The organism is Micromonospora parathelypteridis, from assembly GCF_014201145.1.
GTDB classification, from domain to species: domain Bacteria; phylum Actinomycetota; class Actinomycetes; order Mycobacteriales; family Micromonosporaceae; genus Micromonospora; species Micromonospora parathelypteridis.
On the sequence record NZ_JACHDP010000001.1, the window covers coordinates 1,194,014 to 1,210,105 of the forward strand.

The 16,092-nt window shown below is 71.8% G+C and carries 14 protein-coding genes; 6 read left to right on the plus strand and 8 right to left on the minus strand.

Annotation, left to right across the window (positions count from 1 at the left end; genetic code table 11):
- Window positions 1-226: 226 nt before the first annotated feature.
- The 6 genes from tkt to pgl all read left to right on the plus strand — a co-directional run bounded on the left by tkt (window position 227) and on the right by pgl (window position 8,788).
- On the plus strand, window positions 227-2,365 hold the full coding sequence (tkt, locus tag HNR20_RS04910) for a transketolase (RefSeq protein WP_184176851.1): 2,139 nt from the start codon (window positions 227-229) through the stop codon (window positions 2,363-2,365).
- A 15-nt stretch (window positions 2,366-2,380) separates the two neighbouring features.
- On the plus strand, window positions 2,381-3,556 hold the full coding sequence (gene tal / locus HNR20_RS04915) for a transaldolase (RefSeq protein ID WP_184176853.1): 1,176 nt from the start codon (window positions 2,381-2,383) through the stop codon (window positions 3,554-3,556).
- On the plus strand, window positions 3,553-5,202 hold the full coding sequence (locus HNR20_RS04920) for a phosphoglucose isomerase-related protein (RefSeq protein WP_184176855.1): 1,650 nt from the start codon (window positions 3,553-3,555) through the stop codon (window positions 5,200-5,202). Before tal ends, HNR20_RS04920 begins: the two co-directional genes overlap by 4 nt.
- An 86-nt stretch (window positions 5,203-5,288) precedes the next feature.
- The gene (gene zwf, locus HNR20_RS04925) at window positions 5,289-6,803 is read left to right on the plus strand and encodes a glucose-6-phosphate dehydrogenase (protein WP_184176857.1); all 1,515 of its coding nucleotides are present in this window, start codon (window positions 5,289-5,291) and stop codon (window positions 6,801-6,803) included.
- Between the two features lie 43 nt (window positions 6,804-6,846).
- Window positions 6,847-7,863 carry a glucose-6-phosphate dehydrogenase assembly protein OpcA gene (locus HNR20_RS04930; protein ID WP_184176859.1) on the plus strand — a complete coding sequence of 339 codons (1,017 nt, stop codon included), beginning with the start codon at window positions 6,847-6,849 and terminating at the stop codon, window positions 7,861-7,863.
- A 154-nt stretch (window positions 7,864-8,017) separates the two neighbouring features.
- On the plus strand, window positions 8,018-8,788 hold the full coding sequence (gene pgl / locus HNR20_RS04935; protein WP_184176861.1) for a 6-phosphogluconolactonase: 771 nt from the start codon (window positions 8,018-8,020) through the stop codon (window positions 8,786-8,788).
- A 17-nt stretch (window positions 8,789-8,805) separates the two neighbouring features.
- On the opposite strand, the gene HNR20_RS04940 is transcribed toward pgl, so the two are convergent.
- From HNR20_RS04940 to rapZ, 8 genes are all read right to left on the minus strand, one after another.
- Complete coding sequence (locus tag HNR20_RS04940) at window positions 8,806-9,147, minus strand: RNA polymerase-binding protein RbpA (protein WP_184176863.1); 342 nt, start codon at window positions 9,145-9,147, stop codon at window positions 8,806-8,808.
- A gap of 141 nt (window positions 9,148-9,288) precedes the next feature.
- Window positions 9,289-9,549 carry a preprotein translocase subunit SecG gene (gene secG, locus HNR20_RS04945; protein WP_124816438.1) on the minus strand — a complete coding sequence of 87 codons (261 nt, stop codon included), beginning with the start codon at window positions 9,547-9,549 and terminating at the stop codon, window positions 9,289-9,291.
- A gap of 96 nt (window positions 9,550-9,645) precedes the next feature.
- Window positions 9,646-10,437, minus strand: coding sequence for a triose-phosphate isomerase (tpiA, locus tag HNR20_RS04950; protein WP_184176865.1), 792 nt, complete (start codon window positions 10,435-10,437; stop codon window positions 9,646-9,648).
- On the minus strand, window positions 10,438-11,637 hold the full coding sequence (locus tag HNR20_RS04955; protein ID WP_184176867.1) for a phosphoglycerate kinase: 1,200 nt from the start codon (window positions 11,635-11,637) through the stop codon (window positions 10,438-10,440).
- Complete coding sequence (gene gap, locus HNR20_RS04960) at window positions 11,634-12,638, minus strand: type I glyceraldehyde-3-phosphate dehydrogenase (RefSeq protein ID WP_184176869.1); 1,005 nt, start codon at window positions 12,636-12,638, stop codon at window positions 11,634-11,636. The genes HNR20_RS04955 and gap overlap by 4 nt, the downstream gene beginning before the upstream one ends.
- Before the next feature lie 263 nt (window positions 12,639-12,901).
- On the minus strand, window positions 12,902-13,882 hold the full coding sequence (gene whiA, locus HNR20_RS04965; RefSeq protein WP_184176871.1) for a DNA-binding protein WhiA: 981 nt from the start codon (window positions 13,880-13,882) through the stop codon (window positions 12,902-12,904).
- 54 nt (window positions 13,883-13,936) lie between these two features.
- The gene (locus tag HNR20_RS04970) at window positions 13,937-15,028 is read right to left on the minus strand and encodes a gluconeogenesis factor YvcK family protein (RefSeq protein ID WP_184176873.1); all 1,092 of its coding nucleotides are present in this window, start codon (window positions 15,026-15,028) and stop codon (window positions 13,937-13,939) included.
- Window positions 15,025-15,957: an RNase adapter RapZ gene (gene rapZ, locus HNR20_RS04975; protein WP_373291038.1), complete on the minus strand. Its 933-nt coding sequence runs from the start codon at window positions 15,955-15,957 to the stop codon at window positions 15,025-15,027. Before rapZ ends, HNR20_RS04970 begins: the two co-directional genes overlap by 4 nt.
- Between the last annotated feature and the right edge of the window lie 135 nt (window positions 15,958-16,092).

The following is a 16,092-nucleotide window of genomic DNA, read 5'->3' on the forward strand; positions in this document are numbered from 1 at the left end:
CGGTCGGGACCACTCGGGTCCGCATACCGACCCACACACTACGCGTCGTCGTTTTGGCTGCCCGGCCGACCCGACAACGGTGCGGGCCGTCACACCACCGGGTTGAACCGGGCATTCGAATGGTCACGTAGCGCACACCATGCAGAGATCCCTGGGCGCACGTTTAGGCACGCTCGATAGGGTCACCAGTGAGGGTTCCGCCCATCTGCCGAGGAGCACAACCATCGTGGCTGCCAAACGACCCGAGCACTCCGCACTGAACTGGTCCGACCTCGATCGCCGGGCCGTCGATACCGTCCGCGTGCTGGCCATGGATGCCGTGGAGAAATCCGGCAACGGCCACCCGGGCACCGCGATGAGCCTCGCGCCCGCGGCGTACCTCCTCTTCAACCGCGTCATGCGGCACAACCCGGCCGACCCGAACTGGCCCGGCCGGGACCGGTTCGTGCTCTCCGCCGGGCACTCGAGCCTCACTCTCTACATCCAGCTGTTCCTGTCCGGCTACCCGCTGAGCCTGGAAGACCTCAAGTCGCTGCGGCAGTGGGGTTCGCAGACTCCGGGTCACCCCGAGCACGGGCACACCCCGGGCGTGGAGACCACCACCGGCCCGCTCGGGCAGGGCCTGGGCAACGCGGTCGGCATGGCGATGGCGGCCCGCCGCGAGCGCGGCCTGTTCGACCCGGAGGCCGAGCCGGGCGCGTCGGTCTTCGACCACGACATCTGGTGCATCGTCTCCGACGGCGACATCGAGGAGGGCATCAGCCACGAGGTCAGTGCCCTCGCCGGGCACCAGCAGCTGGGCAACCTCACGGTGATCTACGACGACAACGAGATCTCGATCGAGGACGACACCCGGATCGCCAAGAGCGAGGACGTGGCCGCCCGCTACGAGGCGTACGGCTGGCACGTGCAGACCGTCGACTGGCGCACCGGGGACGCCGACCAGGGCGACTACCACGAGGACGCCGAGGCCCTGCACGGCGCGCTGCTGGCCGCCAAGGCGGAGACCGGACGCCCCTCCTTCATCGCGCTGCGCACCATCATCGGCTGGCCCGCGCCCAACAAGAAGAACACCGGCAAGATCCACGGTTCGGCGCTCGGCGCCGACGAGGTGAAGGCCACCAAGCGGATCCTCGACTTCGACCCGGAGCAGACCTTCCAGGTCGACACGGAGGTGCTCGGCCACGCCCGCACGGTGATGAGCCGCGGCTCCGACGCGCAGCAGGAGTGGACCGCCGCGTTCGACGCCTGGAAGAAGGCCAACCCGGAGCGCACGGCGCTCTACGAGCGGATGGCTGGCCGGGTGCTGCCGGACGGCTGGACCAACGCGCTGCCGGTCTTCCCCGCCGACGCCAAGGGCGTGGCCACCCGGGCCGCCTCCGGCAAGGTGCTGGAGGCTCTCGCGCCGGTGCTGCCGGAGCTGTGGGGTGGTTCGGCCGACCTGGCCGAGAGCAACAACACCACCATGAAGGGCGAGCCGTCGTTCATCCCGGCCGCGCACGCCACCAAGGACTTCCCCGGTCACGAGTACGGCCGCACGCTGCACTTCGGCATCCGTGAGCACGGCATGGGCGCGATCCTCAACGGCATCGCGCTGCACGGCGGCACCCGCCCGTACGGGGGCACGTTCCTGGTGTTCAGCGACTACATGCGCCCGTCGGTCCGGCTGGCCGCGCTGATGCAGCTGCCGGTCACCTACGTGTGGACGCACGACTCGATCGGCCTCGGCGAGGACGGCCCGACCCACCAGCCGGTGGAGCACCTGACCGCGCTGCGCGCCATCCCGGGCCTCGACGTGGTCCGCCCGGCCGACGCCAACGAGACCGCCTGGGCCTGGCGGCAGGCGCTGGAGCACACCGACCGTCCGACCGCCATGGCGCTGAGCCGCCAGGCGCTGCCGACCGTGGACCGGAGTGTCCTGGGCGGTGCCGAGGGGGTCGTCAAGGGCGGCTACGTGCTGGCCGAGGCGTCCAACGGCAAGCCGCAGGTGATCATCGTGGGCACGGGCTCCGAGGTGCAGCTCTGCCTGACCGCCCGGGAGCGGTTGGAGGCCGACGGCACCCCCACCCGGGTCGTGTCGATGCCCTGCCAGGAGTGGTTCTACGAGCAGGACGAGGCGTACCGGGAGTCGGTGCTCCCCCGCGGGGTAAAGGCACGGGTGAGCGTGGAGGCGGGCATCGCGATGTCCTGGCGCGGCATCGTCGGCGACCTCGGCGAGAGCGTCAGCCTGGAGCACTACGGCGCGAGTGCCCCGTACACCGTGCTCCTGGAGCAGTTCGGGTTCACTCCCGACCGGATCGTGGCGGCGGCGCACGCCTCGCTGGCCCGGGTGGGCGACATCACCGGTTTCACGACCGGCAACTGAGGGAGCGTGGACGGCATGACGGACAAGCTGAAGGAGCTGACCGCCGCGGGCGTGGCGGTCTGGCTCGACGACCTTTCCCGGGTACGACTGAGCTCCGGCGGGCTGGACCAGCTCCGCCGCGAGAAGCACGTGGCCGGAGTCACCACCAATCCGACGATCTTCGCCAAGGCGCTGAGCGACGCCGACGAGTACAACTGGCAGCTGCGTGACCTCGCCACCCGTGGGGTGGAGGTCGAGGAGTCGGTGCGCATGCTCACCACGTACGACGTACGGTGGGCCTGCGACGTGATGCGGCCGTCGTACGACGCGAGCGCCGGTGTCGACGGGCGGGTCTCCATCGAGGTGGATCCCCGGCTGGCGCACGAGAGCGACCGGACGGTGGCCGAGGCCAAGGCGCTGTGGTGGCTGGTCGACCGCCCCAACCTCTACATCAAGATCCCGGCGACCGAGGCTGGTCTTCCGGCGATCACCGCCACCCTGGCCGAGGGCATCAGCGTCAACGTGACGCTGATCTTCGGTCTGGACCGCTACTCGGCGGTCATGGAGGCGTTCCTCGCCGGCCTGGAGCAGGCCAAGGCCAACGGCCACGACCTGTCGAAGATCGGCTCGGTCGCGTCGTTCTTCGTCTCCCGCGTTGACTCGGAGGTCGACAAGCGGCTCGAGAAGATCGGGTCCGACCAGGCCAAGGCCCTGAAGGGCAAGGCCGCCATCGCCAACGCCCAGCTGGCGTACGAGCGCTACACCGAGGTGTTCTCCTCCGACCGGTGGACGGCGCTCGCCAACGCCGGGGCGCCCCCGCAGCGGCCGCTGTGGGCGTCCACCTCGACGAAGAACCCGGACTACCGCGACGTGATCTACGTCGAGGAGCTGATCGCCCCCGGCACGGTCAACACCATGCCCGAGGCGGTCATCCACGCGTACGCCGATCATGGCGAGACCCGCGGCGACACCATCACCGGCGCCTACGACGCGGCTCGCAAGGTCTTCGCGGACCTGGAGTCGGTCGGGGTGGACATGGACGACGTGATCGTCACCCTGGAGCGCGAGGGCGTGGAGAAGTTCGAGGCCAGCTGGCAGGAGCTGCTCGACGGCGTCCGCAAGTCGCTGGAGGCGGCGGCAAAGGGCACGGGAGCGCCGAACAAGGCGGCCAAGGGCAACGCCAAGGCCGCCGAGAAGGCCGGTGGCGCATGAGCGATCTACTTTCAGGGCCGGTGGAGGCAGCCGCCGGGCTCGCCGTCTACGGCGCGGACGCGGTCGACAAGTCCGCGCCCGCCTCGACCCGGGACGCGCTGGTCAAGGCCGGCGTCCCGGGCAAGCTGGCGGGCAAGGACGCGAGTCTGTGGGGTCCGGACGCCGAAGCCGAGGCGAAGATCCGGCTCGGCTGGGTGGACACCCACCAGCGCAGCCGGGAGCTGCTGGTGCAGCTGGCCGAGCTGACCGCTGAGCTGGCCGATCTGGACCACGTGGTGCTCGCCGGGATGGGCGGCTCGTCGCTGGCCCCCGAGGTGATCGCCCGGACCCTGGGTCGTCCGCTGACCGTGCTGGACACCACCGACCCGGGCCAGGTCCGGGCGGCGCTCGGTGACCGGCTGGAGCGCACCGTGGTGGTGGTGGCCAGCAAGTCCGGCTCGACGGTGGAGACCGACAGCCACCGACGCGCCTACTGGCAGGCGTTCCTGGACGCCGGGATGACCGAGGCGGAGGCCGGGCGGCACTTCGTCATCGTCACCGACCCGGGCTCCCCGCTGGAGACCACCGCTACCGAGATGGGCGCGTTCACCGTGCTCGCCGACCCGAACGTCGGCGGCCGGTACTCGGCGCTCACCGCGTTCGGCCTGGTGCCCTCGGCGCTGGCCGGGGTCGAGGTCGCGGAACTGCTCGACCAGGCCGACGCGCTGGCCGCGTCGCTCGGCGCGGACCGGAACAATCCGGCGCTGGCGCTGGGCGCCGCCCTGGGCGCGGCGGCCACGCTGGCCCGCGACAAGATCGCCCTGGTGTCCGACGGCACCGGCATCGACGGCCTCGGCGACTGGGCTGAGCAGCTGATCGCCGAGTCGACCGGCAAGGCCGGGGTGGGCATCCTCCCGGTGGTCGTGGAGTCCCCGCAGAGCCCCGGCGCCACCGGTGCGGACGTGCTGACCGTCAGCTACGGCGGCGCGCTCGCCGCCGGTGACGTCCCGGGTGGCGGCGCCACCCCGGACGTGGCCGTCAACGGCCCGCTGGGCGCGCACTTCCTGGCCTGGGAGTACGCCACCGCGGTGGCCGGCGTGGTGCTCGGCATCGACCCGTTCAACCAGCCGAACGTCACCGAGTCCAAGGAGAACACCAACAAGATCCTGGCTTCGGGCCTGCCGGCGGAGACGCCGTCGTTCACCGAGGGCGCGATCGAGGTGTACGCCCCGCAGGGCGCTCCCGGCGACCTGGCCGGGGTGCTGCGCTGGCTGCTCGACGGGCTGGGCGACGACGGTTACCTCGCGGTGATGGCGTACCTGGACCGGTTCGCCGACGCCGACGCGGCCCGGCTGCGGCCGCTGCTGGCGCAGGCGGGTGGGCGGCCGGTGACCTTCGGCTGGGGGCCGCGGTTCCTGCACTCGACGGGCCAGTACCACAAGGGCGGCCCGCAGGTCGGCAGCTACCTCCAGGTGACCGGCGCGGTCGCCGAGGACCTGGAGGTGCCGGGTAAGCCGTACACCTTCGGTGCGCTGCAGGCGGCACAGGCCGCCGGCGACCGGCAGGCCCTCGCGGGTCGGGAGCGGCCCGTGCTGCGGCTGCACCTGACCGACCGGGCCGCCGGCGTCGCCCAACTACTCGACGCGGCCGGTGAGCTGCGGGCGTGAGGATGGACGATGTGACTGGAGGCACCGTGAGCGCGAGGAGTGAGCCGATCTTGCGTAGCCCCGGAGTCGCGAACCGGGAGGCCTCGGTGAACCCGCTACGCGACCCGCAGGACCGCCGGTTGCCCCGGATCCCGGAGCCCTGCGCTCTGGTGATCTTCGGGGTGACCGGCGACCTGGCCCGCAAGAAGCTGCTCCCGGCCGTCTACGACCTGGCCAACCGGGGGCTGCTGCCGCCCGGCTTCGTGGTGCTCGGCTTCGCACGCCGCGACTGGGGTGACGGCGATTTCGAGACCCTCGCCTGCGAGGCGGCCCGCAAGCACGCCCGCACCCCCTGGCGGGACGAGGTGTGGGCACGCCTGGCCGGCAACATCAAGTTCGTCGGTGGGTCCTTCGACGACGACGCCGCGTTCGACCAGCTCGCCTCGACGCTGGACGACCTGCGGCAGACCCACGGCATCACCGGCAACGCGGCGTTCTACTTCTCCATCCCCCCGGCCGCGTTCCCCGTCGTGCTCAAGCAACTGGCCCGCACCGGGATGGCCGACAACGAGAAGTCCGGCGGTTGGCGCCGCGTCGTGGTGGAGAAGCCGTTCGGTAACGACCTGCCCTCGGCGAAGGCGCTCAACGACCTCGTCGACGACGTGTTCACCCGGGAGGACGTCTTCCGGATCGACCACTACCTCGGCAAGGAGACGGTCCAGAACATCCTCGCCCTGCGGTTCGCCAACAACCTGTTCGAGCCGCTGTGGAACTCCAAGTACGTCGACTCGGTGCAGATCACCATGGCCGAGGATGTCGGCATCGGCACCCGCGCCGGCTTCTACGACACCGTCGGCACCGCCCGCGACGTGCTGCAGAACCACCTCCTGCAACTTCTCGCCCTGGTGGCGATGGAGGAGCCGACCAGCTTCGACGCCGACGAGATCCGGGCCGAGAAGCTGAAGGTGCTCAAGGCCATCACCCTGCCCAAGGACGTCGCCCGGGACACCGTGCGCGGCCAGTACCTGCCCGGCTGGGTGGGCGGCGAACGCGCGGTCGGATACCTGGAGGAGCGGGACGTTCCCACCGACTCCACCACGGAGACGTACGTGGCGGTGCGGCTGGGCATCCAGAACCGCCGCTGGGCGGAGGTGCCGTTCTACATCCGGGCCGGCAAGCGGCTGCCCCGGCGGGTCACCGAGGTCGCCATCATGTTCAAGAAGGCGCCGCACCTGCCGTTCAACGACGCCGACATGGAGTCGCTGGGCAACAACCAGCTGGTCATCCGGGTTCAGCCGGACGAGGGCGTGGTGCTCAAGTTCGGCTCGAAGGTGCCGGGCACCACGATGGAGGTCCGCGACATCGCGATGGACTTCCAGTACGGCGAGGCGTTCACCGAGTCCAGCCCCGAGGCGTACGAGCGGCTGGTTCTCGACGTGCTGATCGGCGACCGCACCCTGTTCCCGGACGCGGCCGAGGTCGAGCAGAGCTGGCAGGTCATCGACCCGCTGGAGCACGCCTGGGCGGGCACCAAGCCGGAGCCGTACCGGGCCGGCGAGTGGGGGCCACGGGCCTCCGACGAAATGCTGGCCCGCGAGGGCCGCGCATGGCGGCGCGCGTGAGCGAGCGCGGCGACCTCACCATGACGCAGAGCAGGAGGCTCCAGTGATCGGGCTGTGGGATACCACCGGCAACGAGGTGGTCAAGGCGCTCGCCGCCGAGCGGCGCAGCGCCGGCGGGGTGGCCAGCGGCATGGCGCTCACCCTGATCGTGGTGGTGGACGAGAAGCGGGTCCGGGAGGCGGAGGCGGCGGCGACGATCGCCGCCGCCGCCCACCCGTGCCGGCTGGTGGTGGTGGTTCGGTCCGAGATCGAACGGGACCGCAACCGGCTGGACGCGGAGATCGTGGTCGGTGGCCGGCTCGGTCCGTGCGAGGCGGTGGTCACCCGGATGTACGGTCGGCTGGCGCTGCACGCCGAGTCGGTCGTGATGCCGCTGCTCGTCCCCGACGTGCCCGTGGTCACCTGGTGGCACGGCGAGCCGCCGGCGGAGATCGCCACCGACTTCCTCGGGGTGGTCGCCGACCGGAGGATCACCGACTCCGCGCAGGCCGCCGACCCGGTGGAGGCGCTGCGGCAGCGTGCCCGGGACTACGCCCCGGGCGACACCGACCTGGCGTGGACCCGGATCACCCCCTGGCGCACCCTGGTCGCCGGTGCGTTCGACACCGCCAGCGAGCAGGTCGTCGAGGCGACCGTGGTCGCGCCGCCCACCGACCCGACCGCGACGCTGATGGTCGGTTGGTTGGCCAGCCGGCTCGGCATCACCCCGCGTCGGGTGGACACCAACGAGTTCCCCCGGATGCGGGAGGTGCAGTTGAGCTGCGCCAACGGCGACCAGCTGATCCTCACCCGCGAGGACAGCATGGCCGTGTTCCGGCGGACCGGCCAGGACGACCGGGCCCTGCCGCTGGTCCGTCGCCCGCTCGGTGACGAGTTGGCGGAGGAGCTGCGCCGTCTGGACGCCGACCAGGTGTACGCGGAGGCGCTGGGCGCGACGGTCGGGCTGCGTGGGCTGGAGCAGCGTCCCCCGCAGCGGGTGCACGTCTGGAAGGACCCGGCCACCGCGCAGCGCGCCGAGGCCGGGGTCGCCGCACACTCCGGCACGAGCGGCGAGGGCTGAGCCCCACCGGGGCACGACCTCGGGGCAGGGCCGGGTTGAGACCGGGCCCTGCCCTCGGAACCTCCGGGGCATTCGCCCCGCCACCTCGGGCACACCGGCCCGGGCACGACGCGACAGCGACCGCCCCGCGGTCCGAGAGACGAAGGCGCAACCCATGAGTGAGGCGAGTGTCGCCGTCCACGCCGACGCCGACCTGCTGGCGCAGGCCGTGGCGGCCCGGTTGCTGGTGAAGTTGCTCGACGCCCAGGCGGACCGGGGTGAGGCCTCGGTGGTGCTCACCGGTGGTCGGGTCGCCGCGGCCGTGTACCGGGCGGTGGCGACGCTGCCGGCCCGCGACGCGGTCGACTGGTCCCGCGTCGACGTGTGGTGGGGTGACGAGCGGTTCCTGCCCGCCGGTGATCCGGACCGCAACGAGACCCAGGCCCGAGCCGCCCTGCTGGACGTGGTGCCGCTGAACCCGGCCCGGGTGCACCCGATGCCGGCCTCCGACGGCCCGACCGGCAACGACCCCGAGGCGGCGGCAGCCGCGTACGCCGAGGAGTTGGCGCGCGCAGCCCGGCCCGGGCACGCCACACTGCCGCACTTCGACGTGCTGATGCTGGGCGTCGGCGAGGACGGGCATGTGGCCTCGATCTTCCCCGAGCACCCGGTGCACTACGAGACCCGGCCGGTCAGCGCCGTGCGGGGCAGCCCCAAGCCGCCGCCGATGCGGACCACGCTCACCCTGCCGGCGATCAACACCGCCGAGGAGGTCTGGCTGGTGGCCGGAGGCGCCGACAAGGCACGCGCGGTGGGTATGGCGTTGGCCGGCGCGGGACCGGTGCAGTTGCCGGCCGCCGGGGTGCACGGCGTGGACCGCACCCGCTGGCTGTTGGACCGGGCGGCGGCAGCCGACGTACCGGCCCGCCTACGCAGCCTGCGCTGAGCGCGAGGAGGGGCCCGCTATTCGCCGCGCCGACGGCGTAGCGCGGCGAGGGCTTCGGCCAGCAACGCCTCGCCCTCCTCGGCGGTACGCCGCTCCTTCACGTACGCCAGGTGGCTCTTGTACGGTTCGGCGCGGACCCGGCCTGGCGGGTTCAGCGCGTCCCGACCGGCGGGTAGGCCGCACCGGGGGCAGTCCCACAGGGCGGGTGCCTCGGCGTCCGCGGCGATCCGGATGTCGATCCGGTGGTCGTTGCGGCACCAGTAGGTGACGTCCTGTCGGGGGGCGGGTTGGTGCCGTTCGTCGGGGCGCATGGGTGCGGACCCGACTCGGGCGCCGCGGATGACGTTGCCACTGGGCACGGCTGCTCGCTCCTGTCGTCGGAGGGGACCCGCCGTCGTTTCAGGGGTGGGCGGCGGGCGACGCGGTGCAGCGGAGAAAAGCCTGCGCGCGGCCCGTCGAGTGACGAACCGCGCGCAGATTCTACGACTTTACGAGCTAGCTCAGGCGCCGCTGTTCATCTGGAGGCGAAGCCAGAGCCCGAGCCCGACGATGGCGGCGAACCAGACGACGCTCACCAGAACGGTGTAGCGGTCCAGGTTTTTCTCCGCGACCGAGGAGCCGGCGAGGCTGGAGCTGACGCCACCGCCGAACATGCTCGACAGACCGCCGCCCTTGCCGCGGTGCAGCAAGATCAGCATGGTGAGCAGAATGCTCGTGATGACCAGCAACACGATCAACGTGTATGCGAACCAGATCGGCATGGCTGGGGTCAGTTCCTCTCGTAGCGATCCTCGCCCGGTCTGATCGGGCACGGTGGCACCGACCGGCGGACGGGCGGTGTCAAGGATACCGAGCGATCAGCGGGCGAGGTGCTCCGGGAACCGGCAGATCTGAGCGAATTCCTCAGCGTCCAGGCTGGCGCCCCCCACCAGGCCCCCATCCACGTCCGGTTGGGCCATGATCGAGGCGATGTTGGACGCCTTGACCGAGCCGCCGTAGAGGACCCGGACCTGGTCGGCGGTGTCCTGGCCGAAGCGCTCCACCAGCCGCTGCCGGACCGCGCCGCAGACCTCCTGGGCGTCCTCCGGCGTCGCGGTCTTGCCCGTGCCGATCGCCCAGACCGGCTCGTACGCGATCACGACCTGCCGGACCTGCTCGGCGGTGAGCCCGGCGAGGCCCCCGTCGAGCTGGTCGGCGCAGTGCGCCACGTGGGTGCCCTGCTCGCGCACGTCCAGCCCCTCGCCCACGCACAGGATCGGCGTCAGGCCGTGCGTCAGCGCCGCCTTCACCTTGGCGTTGACCACGGCGTCGTCCTCGTGGTGGTAGGCCCGCCGCTCGGAGTGCCCGACCACCACGTACGTGCAGCCGAGCTTCGCCAGCAGCGGACCGGAGATGTCCCCGGTGTACGCGCCGGACGCGTGCGGGGAGAGGTCCTGCCCGCCGTAGCCGATGAGCAGCTTGTCGCCGTCCACCGCGGTCTGCACGGTACGCAGGTCGGTGAAGGGCGGCAGCACGACCGTCTCGACGTCGGTGAGCTGCTTCTCGGTGAGGCTCGCCGCCAGCTTCTGCACCAGCAGGTTGGCCTCGAGGTGGTTGAGGTTCATCTTCCAGTTGCCGGCCATCAACGGCCGGCGGGTGGTGCTCGCCATTCAGTTCTCCAGGGCTGCGATGCCGGGGAGGGCCTTGCCCTCGAGGTATTCCAGGGAGGCGCCGCCGCCGGTGGAGATGTGCCCGAAGGACGACTCGTCCAGCCCCAGGGCACGGACCGCCGCCGCCGAGTCGCCGCCGCCGACGACGCTGAACGCGTCGGCCTTGGTGATCGCCTCGGCGATCCCCCGGGTGCCGGCCGCGAAGGCCGGCATCTCGAACACGCCCATCGGGCCGTTCCAGAAGATCGTCTTCGCCGGGGACAGCGCGGCGGTGAAGCCGGCCACCGTCTCCGGGCCGACGTCCAGGCCGAGCCGGTGGCTCGGGATGCCGTCGACGCGGACCGTGTCGTGCGCGGCGTCCGGGGCGAACGCGTCCGCGACCACCACGTCGACCGGGAGCAGGATCTTGCCGCCGGACCGCTCGAGCAGGTTGCGGCACGTCTCGACCATGTCCTTCTCCAGCAGCGAGGTGCCCACCTCCAGGCCCTGGGCCTTGAGGAAGGTGAAGCACATCCCGCCACCGATGAGCAGCCGATCGACCGTGGGCAGCAGCGCCTCGATCACGGCGAGCTTGTCGGACACCTTCGACCCACCGAGCACCACCACGTACGGCCGCTCGGGGTCACTGGTGAGCTTGGAGAGCACCTCGACCTCGCGCAGCACCAGGCGGCCCGCGACGTGCGGCAGCCGGGGCGGCACGTCGTAGACGCTTGCGTGCTTGCGGTGCACGGCACCGAACGCGTCGTCCACGTACGCGTCGCCGAACGCGGCGAGCTGGTCCGCGAAGGCGCCCCGCTCGGCCTCGTCCTTGCTGGTCTCCCCCGCGTTGAAGCGCAGGTTCTCCAACAGGGCGACCTGGCCGTCGGCCAGGTCCGCGACGGTGGAACGGGCCGAATCCCCGACGGTGTCGGTGGCGAAGTGCACCGGCGCGCCGAGCAGCTCACCGAGCCGCCCGGCGACCGGGCGGAGGCTGAACTGCGGGTCCGGTGCGCCCTTCGGACGGCCCAGGTGCGAGCAGACGACAACCTTCGCGCCGGCCTCGACCAGCGCGCCGAGGGTCGGCAGCACCGCGCGGATCCGCCCATCGTCGGTGATGGCACCGGTCTGCTTGTCGAGCGGGACGTTCAGGTCGGCGCGCACCAGCACGCGCCGACCCGACACCCCCTCGGCGAGCAGATCGTCGAGGGTCCGGATGCTCACAGCGAGCTACCGACCAGCTTGACGAGGTCGACGAGACGGTTGGAGTAGCCCCACTCGTTGTCGTACCAGCCGACGACCTTGACCTGGTTGCCCACGACCTTGGTCAGCGGCGCGTCGAAGATGCACGACGCCGGGTCCGTGACGATGTCGGTGGAGACGATCGGGTCCTCGTTGTAGACCAGGATGCCCTTGAGCGGGCCGTCCGCGGCGGCCTTCAGCGCGGCGTTGACCTCGTCCACGGTGGTCTCGCGAGCCACGTTGACGGTGAGGTCGGTGACCGAGCCGGTCGGGATCGGCACCCGCAGGGCGTACCCGTCGAGCTTGCCCTTGAGGTCCGGCAGGACCAGACCGATCGCCTTGGCGGCACCGGTGGAGGTCGGGACGATGTTCAGCGCGGCGGCTCGGGCCCGACGCAGGTCCGAGTGCGGCGCGTCCTGCAGGTTCTGGTCCTGGGTGTACGCGTGGATCGTCGTCATCAGGCCGTGCTGGATGCCGAACGTGTCGTGCAGGACCTTCGCCATCGGGGCGAGGCAGTTGGTGGTGCACGAAGCGTTCGAGATGATCGTGTGCTTCGCCGGGTCGTAGGTGTCGTGGTTGACACCCATGACGACGGTGACGTCCTCGTTCTTCGCCGGGGCGGAGATGATGACCTTCTTGGCCCCGCCGTCGACGTGCGCCTTCGCCTTGGTGGCGTCGGTGAAGAAGCCGGTCGACTCGATGACGACGTCGGCGCCGACCTCGCCCCACGGCAGCTTCGACGGGTCCTTCTCGGCGTACGCCTTGATGGTCTTGCCACCGACGGTGATCTCGTCGGCGGTGGCCTTGACCTCGTAGGGCAGGCGACCCAGGATGCTGTCGTACTTGAGCAGGTGGGCGAGCGTGCCGTTGTCGGTCAGGTCGTTCACCGCCACGACCTCGATGTCGGCGTCAGACGCCAGCACTGCCCGGAAGAAGTTACGGCCAATTCGGCCAAAGCCGTTGATGCCAACCCGGATGGTCACAGGTCCCATCTCCTCGCGTTCTGGTCTGCCGGCCTCAGACAACGGGCCGGCGGAGTGGTGTGCGCCGACCGTTGGACCGGCCGCTGACGGTTCGTCTAGGCCACCCCGCCGCGGTCTGAGGACCTGACCGCCCGAGGCGGTGCGCACGACGAGGAGTGCCTCGTGTCGGCCCCCTTGCCGTACGCAGCGACCTTATCCGAGCGTGCGAGACCACACTGCGCCGGGTCGTGCTCCCGGGCGCGTTGTGCGGCCCCACCGTCCTATCAGACCACGAGCATGTCGGGCGTGACGGCTGCTTCCGTATCCGGGATGCCGAGGTCCCGGGCCCGCTTGTCGGCCAGCGCCAGCAGCCGGCGGATCCGCCCGGCGATGGCGTCCTTGGTCAACGGCGGCTCGGCCAGCGCGCCCAACTCCTCCAGCGAGGCCTGCCGGTGCTCCAGGCGCAGCCGTCCGGCGTCGGTCAGGTGGTTGGGCACCTCGTCGGCGAGGATCTCCAGGGCGCGGGTGACCCGGGCGGCGGCGGCGACCGCCGCGCGCGCCGAGCGGCGCAGGTTGGCATCGTCGAAGTTGGCGAGCCGGTTGGCGGTGGCCCGTACCTCGCGGCGCACCCGCCGCTCCTCCCACGCCAGCACGCTGGAGTGCGCGCCGATGCGGGTGAGCAACGCGGCGATCGCGTCGCCGTCCTTGACCACCACCCGGTCCACGCCGCGTACCTCGCGGTTCTTCGCGGTGATGCCGATGCGGCGGGCCGCGCCGACCAGTGCCAGCGCCGACTCCGGCCCCGGGCAGGTGATCTCCAGGGCGCTGGAGCGGCCGGGCTCGGTGAGCGAACCGTGTGCCATGAACGCGCCCCGCCACGCGGAGACCGCGCAGCAGACGTTCGCCGCCACCACGTGCGGGGGCAGCCCACGCACCGGGCGGCCCCGCACGTCGAGCAGGCCGGTCTGCCGCGCGAGGGCCTCGCCGTCCTTGACGACCCGCACGATGAAGTGGCTGCCCTTGCGCAGCCCACCGGAGGCCAGCACGTGGATCTCGCTCGGGTATCCGTAGACCTCTGCGATCTCGCGGCGCAGCCGCCGGGCCACCGCCCCGGTGTCCAACTCCGCCTCCACCACCACGCGGCCGGAGACGATGTGCAGCCCGCCTGCGAAGCGCAGCAGAGCCGCCATCTCCGCCCGCCGACAGCAGGGTTTGGGCACGTCGACCCGACTCAGCTCGTCCTTGACCGCGGCCGTCATCGCCATTGTGCGTCCCCTCACGGACCGGTTCCGGCGTGTCGCCGGAGATTACGTACGTGTCTAACGATCGGCGCGCAGGACAGGCACCAGCGCGGCGCCCAGGGCAGCCGGATCATGGCGGGGAGTGCCGTCGCTGACGGCGACGGGGGCGAGGACCAGGCGGGCACCCAGCGATTCTGCCGCACGTTCGACCGGTTCGGGGTCACCCACCGCCTTGGCATCAGCGAGCACGAGATCCACCTTCAGCTCGGGCAGGTACTGGTGCAGGGCCGCGAGGTGACCGGCGACGGAGAGCCCGAGGGTCTCCTTCTCCGCGGCGAGGTTCAGCGTGACCAACCGCCGGGCCGAGGTCGACACGATCGCGTCGGCCAACTGCGGCACCAGCAGGTGCGGAAGCACGCTGGTGTACCAGCTGCCCGGCCCGAAGATCAACCAGTCCGCCGCCATGATCGCCTCGATGGCCTCGGCGCAGGCCGCCGGGGCCGCGGGGGTGAGGCGCAGCGACTCGACCCGCCCGGTGGTCACGGCCACCTGGTGCTGCCCGCGCACCGTGTGCACCTCGTCGGGGGCGGCCGGGTCGGCCCCGCGGACCCGCGCCTCGATGCCGACCGGCTGGCGGGACATCGGCAACACCCGGCCAACCGTGCCGAGCATCGCACCGGCGTGCTCCAGCGCGGCCACCGGGTCGCCGAGCAGCTCCATGAGACCGCAGAGCACCAGGTTGCCCACCGCATGCCCGGCCAGCCCGTCGCCACCCGCCGCCGGCCCGGCGACACCACCGGCCGCCGCCGGCCCGGTAGAACCACCGGCCGCCGCCGGCCCGGCAGAACCGCCGGCCGCCGCCAGGTCCGTCGGATCCCCCGCAGCGGTCTGGGGTACGCCGGCAGAAGCGGCGAAGCGGTGCTGGAACAGCCCGGCGCTGCGCCGGGTGGCCGGGTGGTCCCCGGCCAGCGCCACCAGAGCCTGGCGCAGATCACCCGGAGGCAGCCCACCGCGCTCGGCACGCAGGCGGCCACTGGAGCCGCCGTCGTCACCGACGGTGACCACCGCGGTGATGTCGAAGTCGAGTTCGGGTGCGCAGTGACGCAACGCCCGCAGCGAGGCGGAGAGGCCGTGCCCACCGCCGAACGCCACCACCCGGCGGGCCGTCATTCGCGCCCCAGATCACGGTGCTGGGCGTTGGCCGCCAGCCCCGAGTGACGCAGCCGGCTGGCCAACTCCTCGGCGATGGCCACGCTGCGGTGCTTGCCGCCGGTGCAGCCCACGGCGACCGTCAGGTACCGCTTGCCCTCCCGCTCGAAGCCGATGGTGGTGGCGTTGACCAGGTCCGCGTACGAGGTGACGAAGGCGTCCGCGCCCTCCTGGCCCAGCACGTACGCGCTGACCGCCTCCTCCCGCCCGGTGTGCTCGCGCAACTCCGGCACCCAGTACGGGTTGGGCAGGAACCGGGCGTCCAGCACGAAGTCCGCGTCCGGCGGCAGGCCGTACTTGAAGCCGAACGACAACACGGTGACCCGCAGCCGGCGGGCGTCCTCGCCGCCGAACAGCTCCTCGATGCGCCGACGGAGCTGGTTGACGTTGAGGTGGCTGGTGTCGATGATCACGTCGGCCTGGTCGCGCGCCTCCTCCAGCAGCCCCCGCTCCACGGCGATGCCGTCGGCCAACCGCCCGTCGCCCTGCAACGGGTGCGAACGGCGAACGCTCTCGAACCGCCGGATCAACACCTCGTCGTCCGCGTCGACGAAGACCACCCGGGGCGAGAAGCCGCGCTCCTTGAGCTCCCGGATCGCCCCGGCCAGGTCGGTGGAGAAGGCCCGCGACCGCACGTCCAGCACCATCGCGGTACGCCGAGCGGCGCCGCCCGCCTTGAACGCCAACTCGGCCATGTCCAGCATCAGTGCCTGTGGCAGGTTGTCGACGACGTAGTAGCCGACGTTCTCCAACGCCCGGGCAACCGTGCTGCGGCCGCCCCCGGAGACGCCGGTGACCACCACGAGGGTGGTTTCCGACTCCGCCGCCAACTGCCCGTCGACGGCGCTCGGATCGTCGATCCGTCCGCCGGCTGTGCGCGCCTCGCTCACCCGTACCCCCAAGCTGTGGCGCCGCGGCCGCCCTCGGCCGCGATAGGTCAATCAGCGACTCTATCCCGCCGCCCAGCCGACGGCCGGCACCCGTCGCGGGTCGTCCCTCGACCAGCCGGCGCGGGTCGCCCTCCC

Bases quoted from the DNA above. Each gene is read 5' to 3' on its own strand.
- tal (WP_184176853.1), top strand. From the start codon at position 2,381: ATGACGGACAAGCTGAAGGAGCTGACCGCCGCGGGCGTGGCGGTCTGG.
- secG (WP_124816438.1), bottom strand. From the start codon at position 9,549: ATGCCGATCTGGTTCGCATACACGTTGATCGTGTTGCTGGTCATCACG.
- HNR20_RS04970 (WP_184176873.1), bottom strand. From the start codon at position 15,028: ATGACGGCCCGCCGGGTGGTGGCGTTCGGCGGTGGGCACGGCCTCTCC.
- tpiA (WP_184176865.1), bottom strand. From the start codon at position 10,437: ATGGCGAGCACCACCCGCCGGCCGTTGATGGCCGGCAACTGGAAGATG.
- pgl (WP_184176861.1), top strand. From the start codon at position 8,018: ATGAGTGAGGCGAGTGTCGCCGTCCACGCCGACGCCGACCTGCTGGCG.
- HNR20_RS04920 (WP_184176855.1), top strand. From the start codon at position 3,553: ATGAGCGATCTACTTTCAGGGCCGGTGGAGGCAGCCGCCGGGCTCGCC.
- whiA (WP_184176871.1), bottom strand. From the start codon at position 13,882: ATGGCGATGACGGCCGCGGTCAAGGACGAGCTGAGTCGGGTCGACGTG.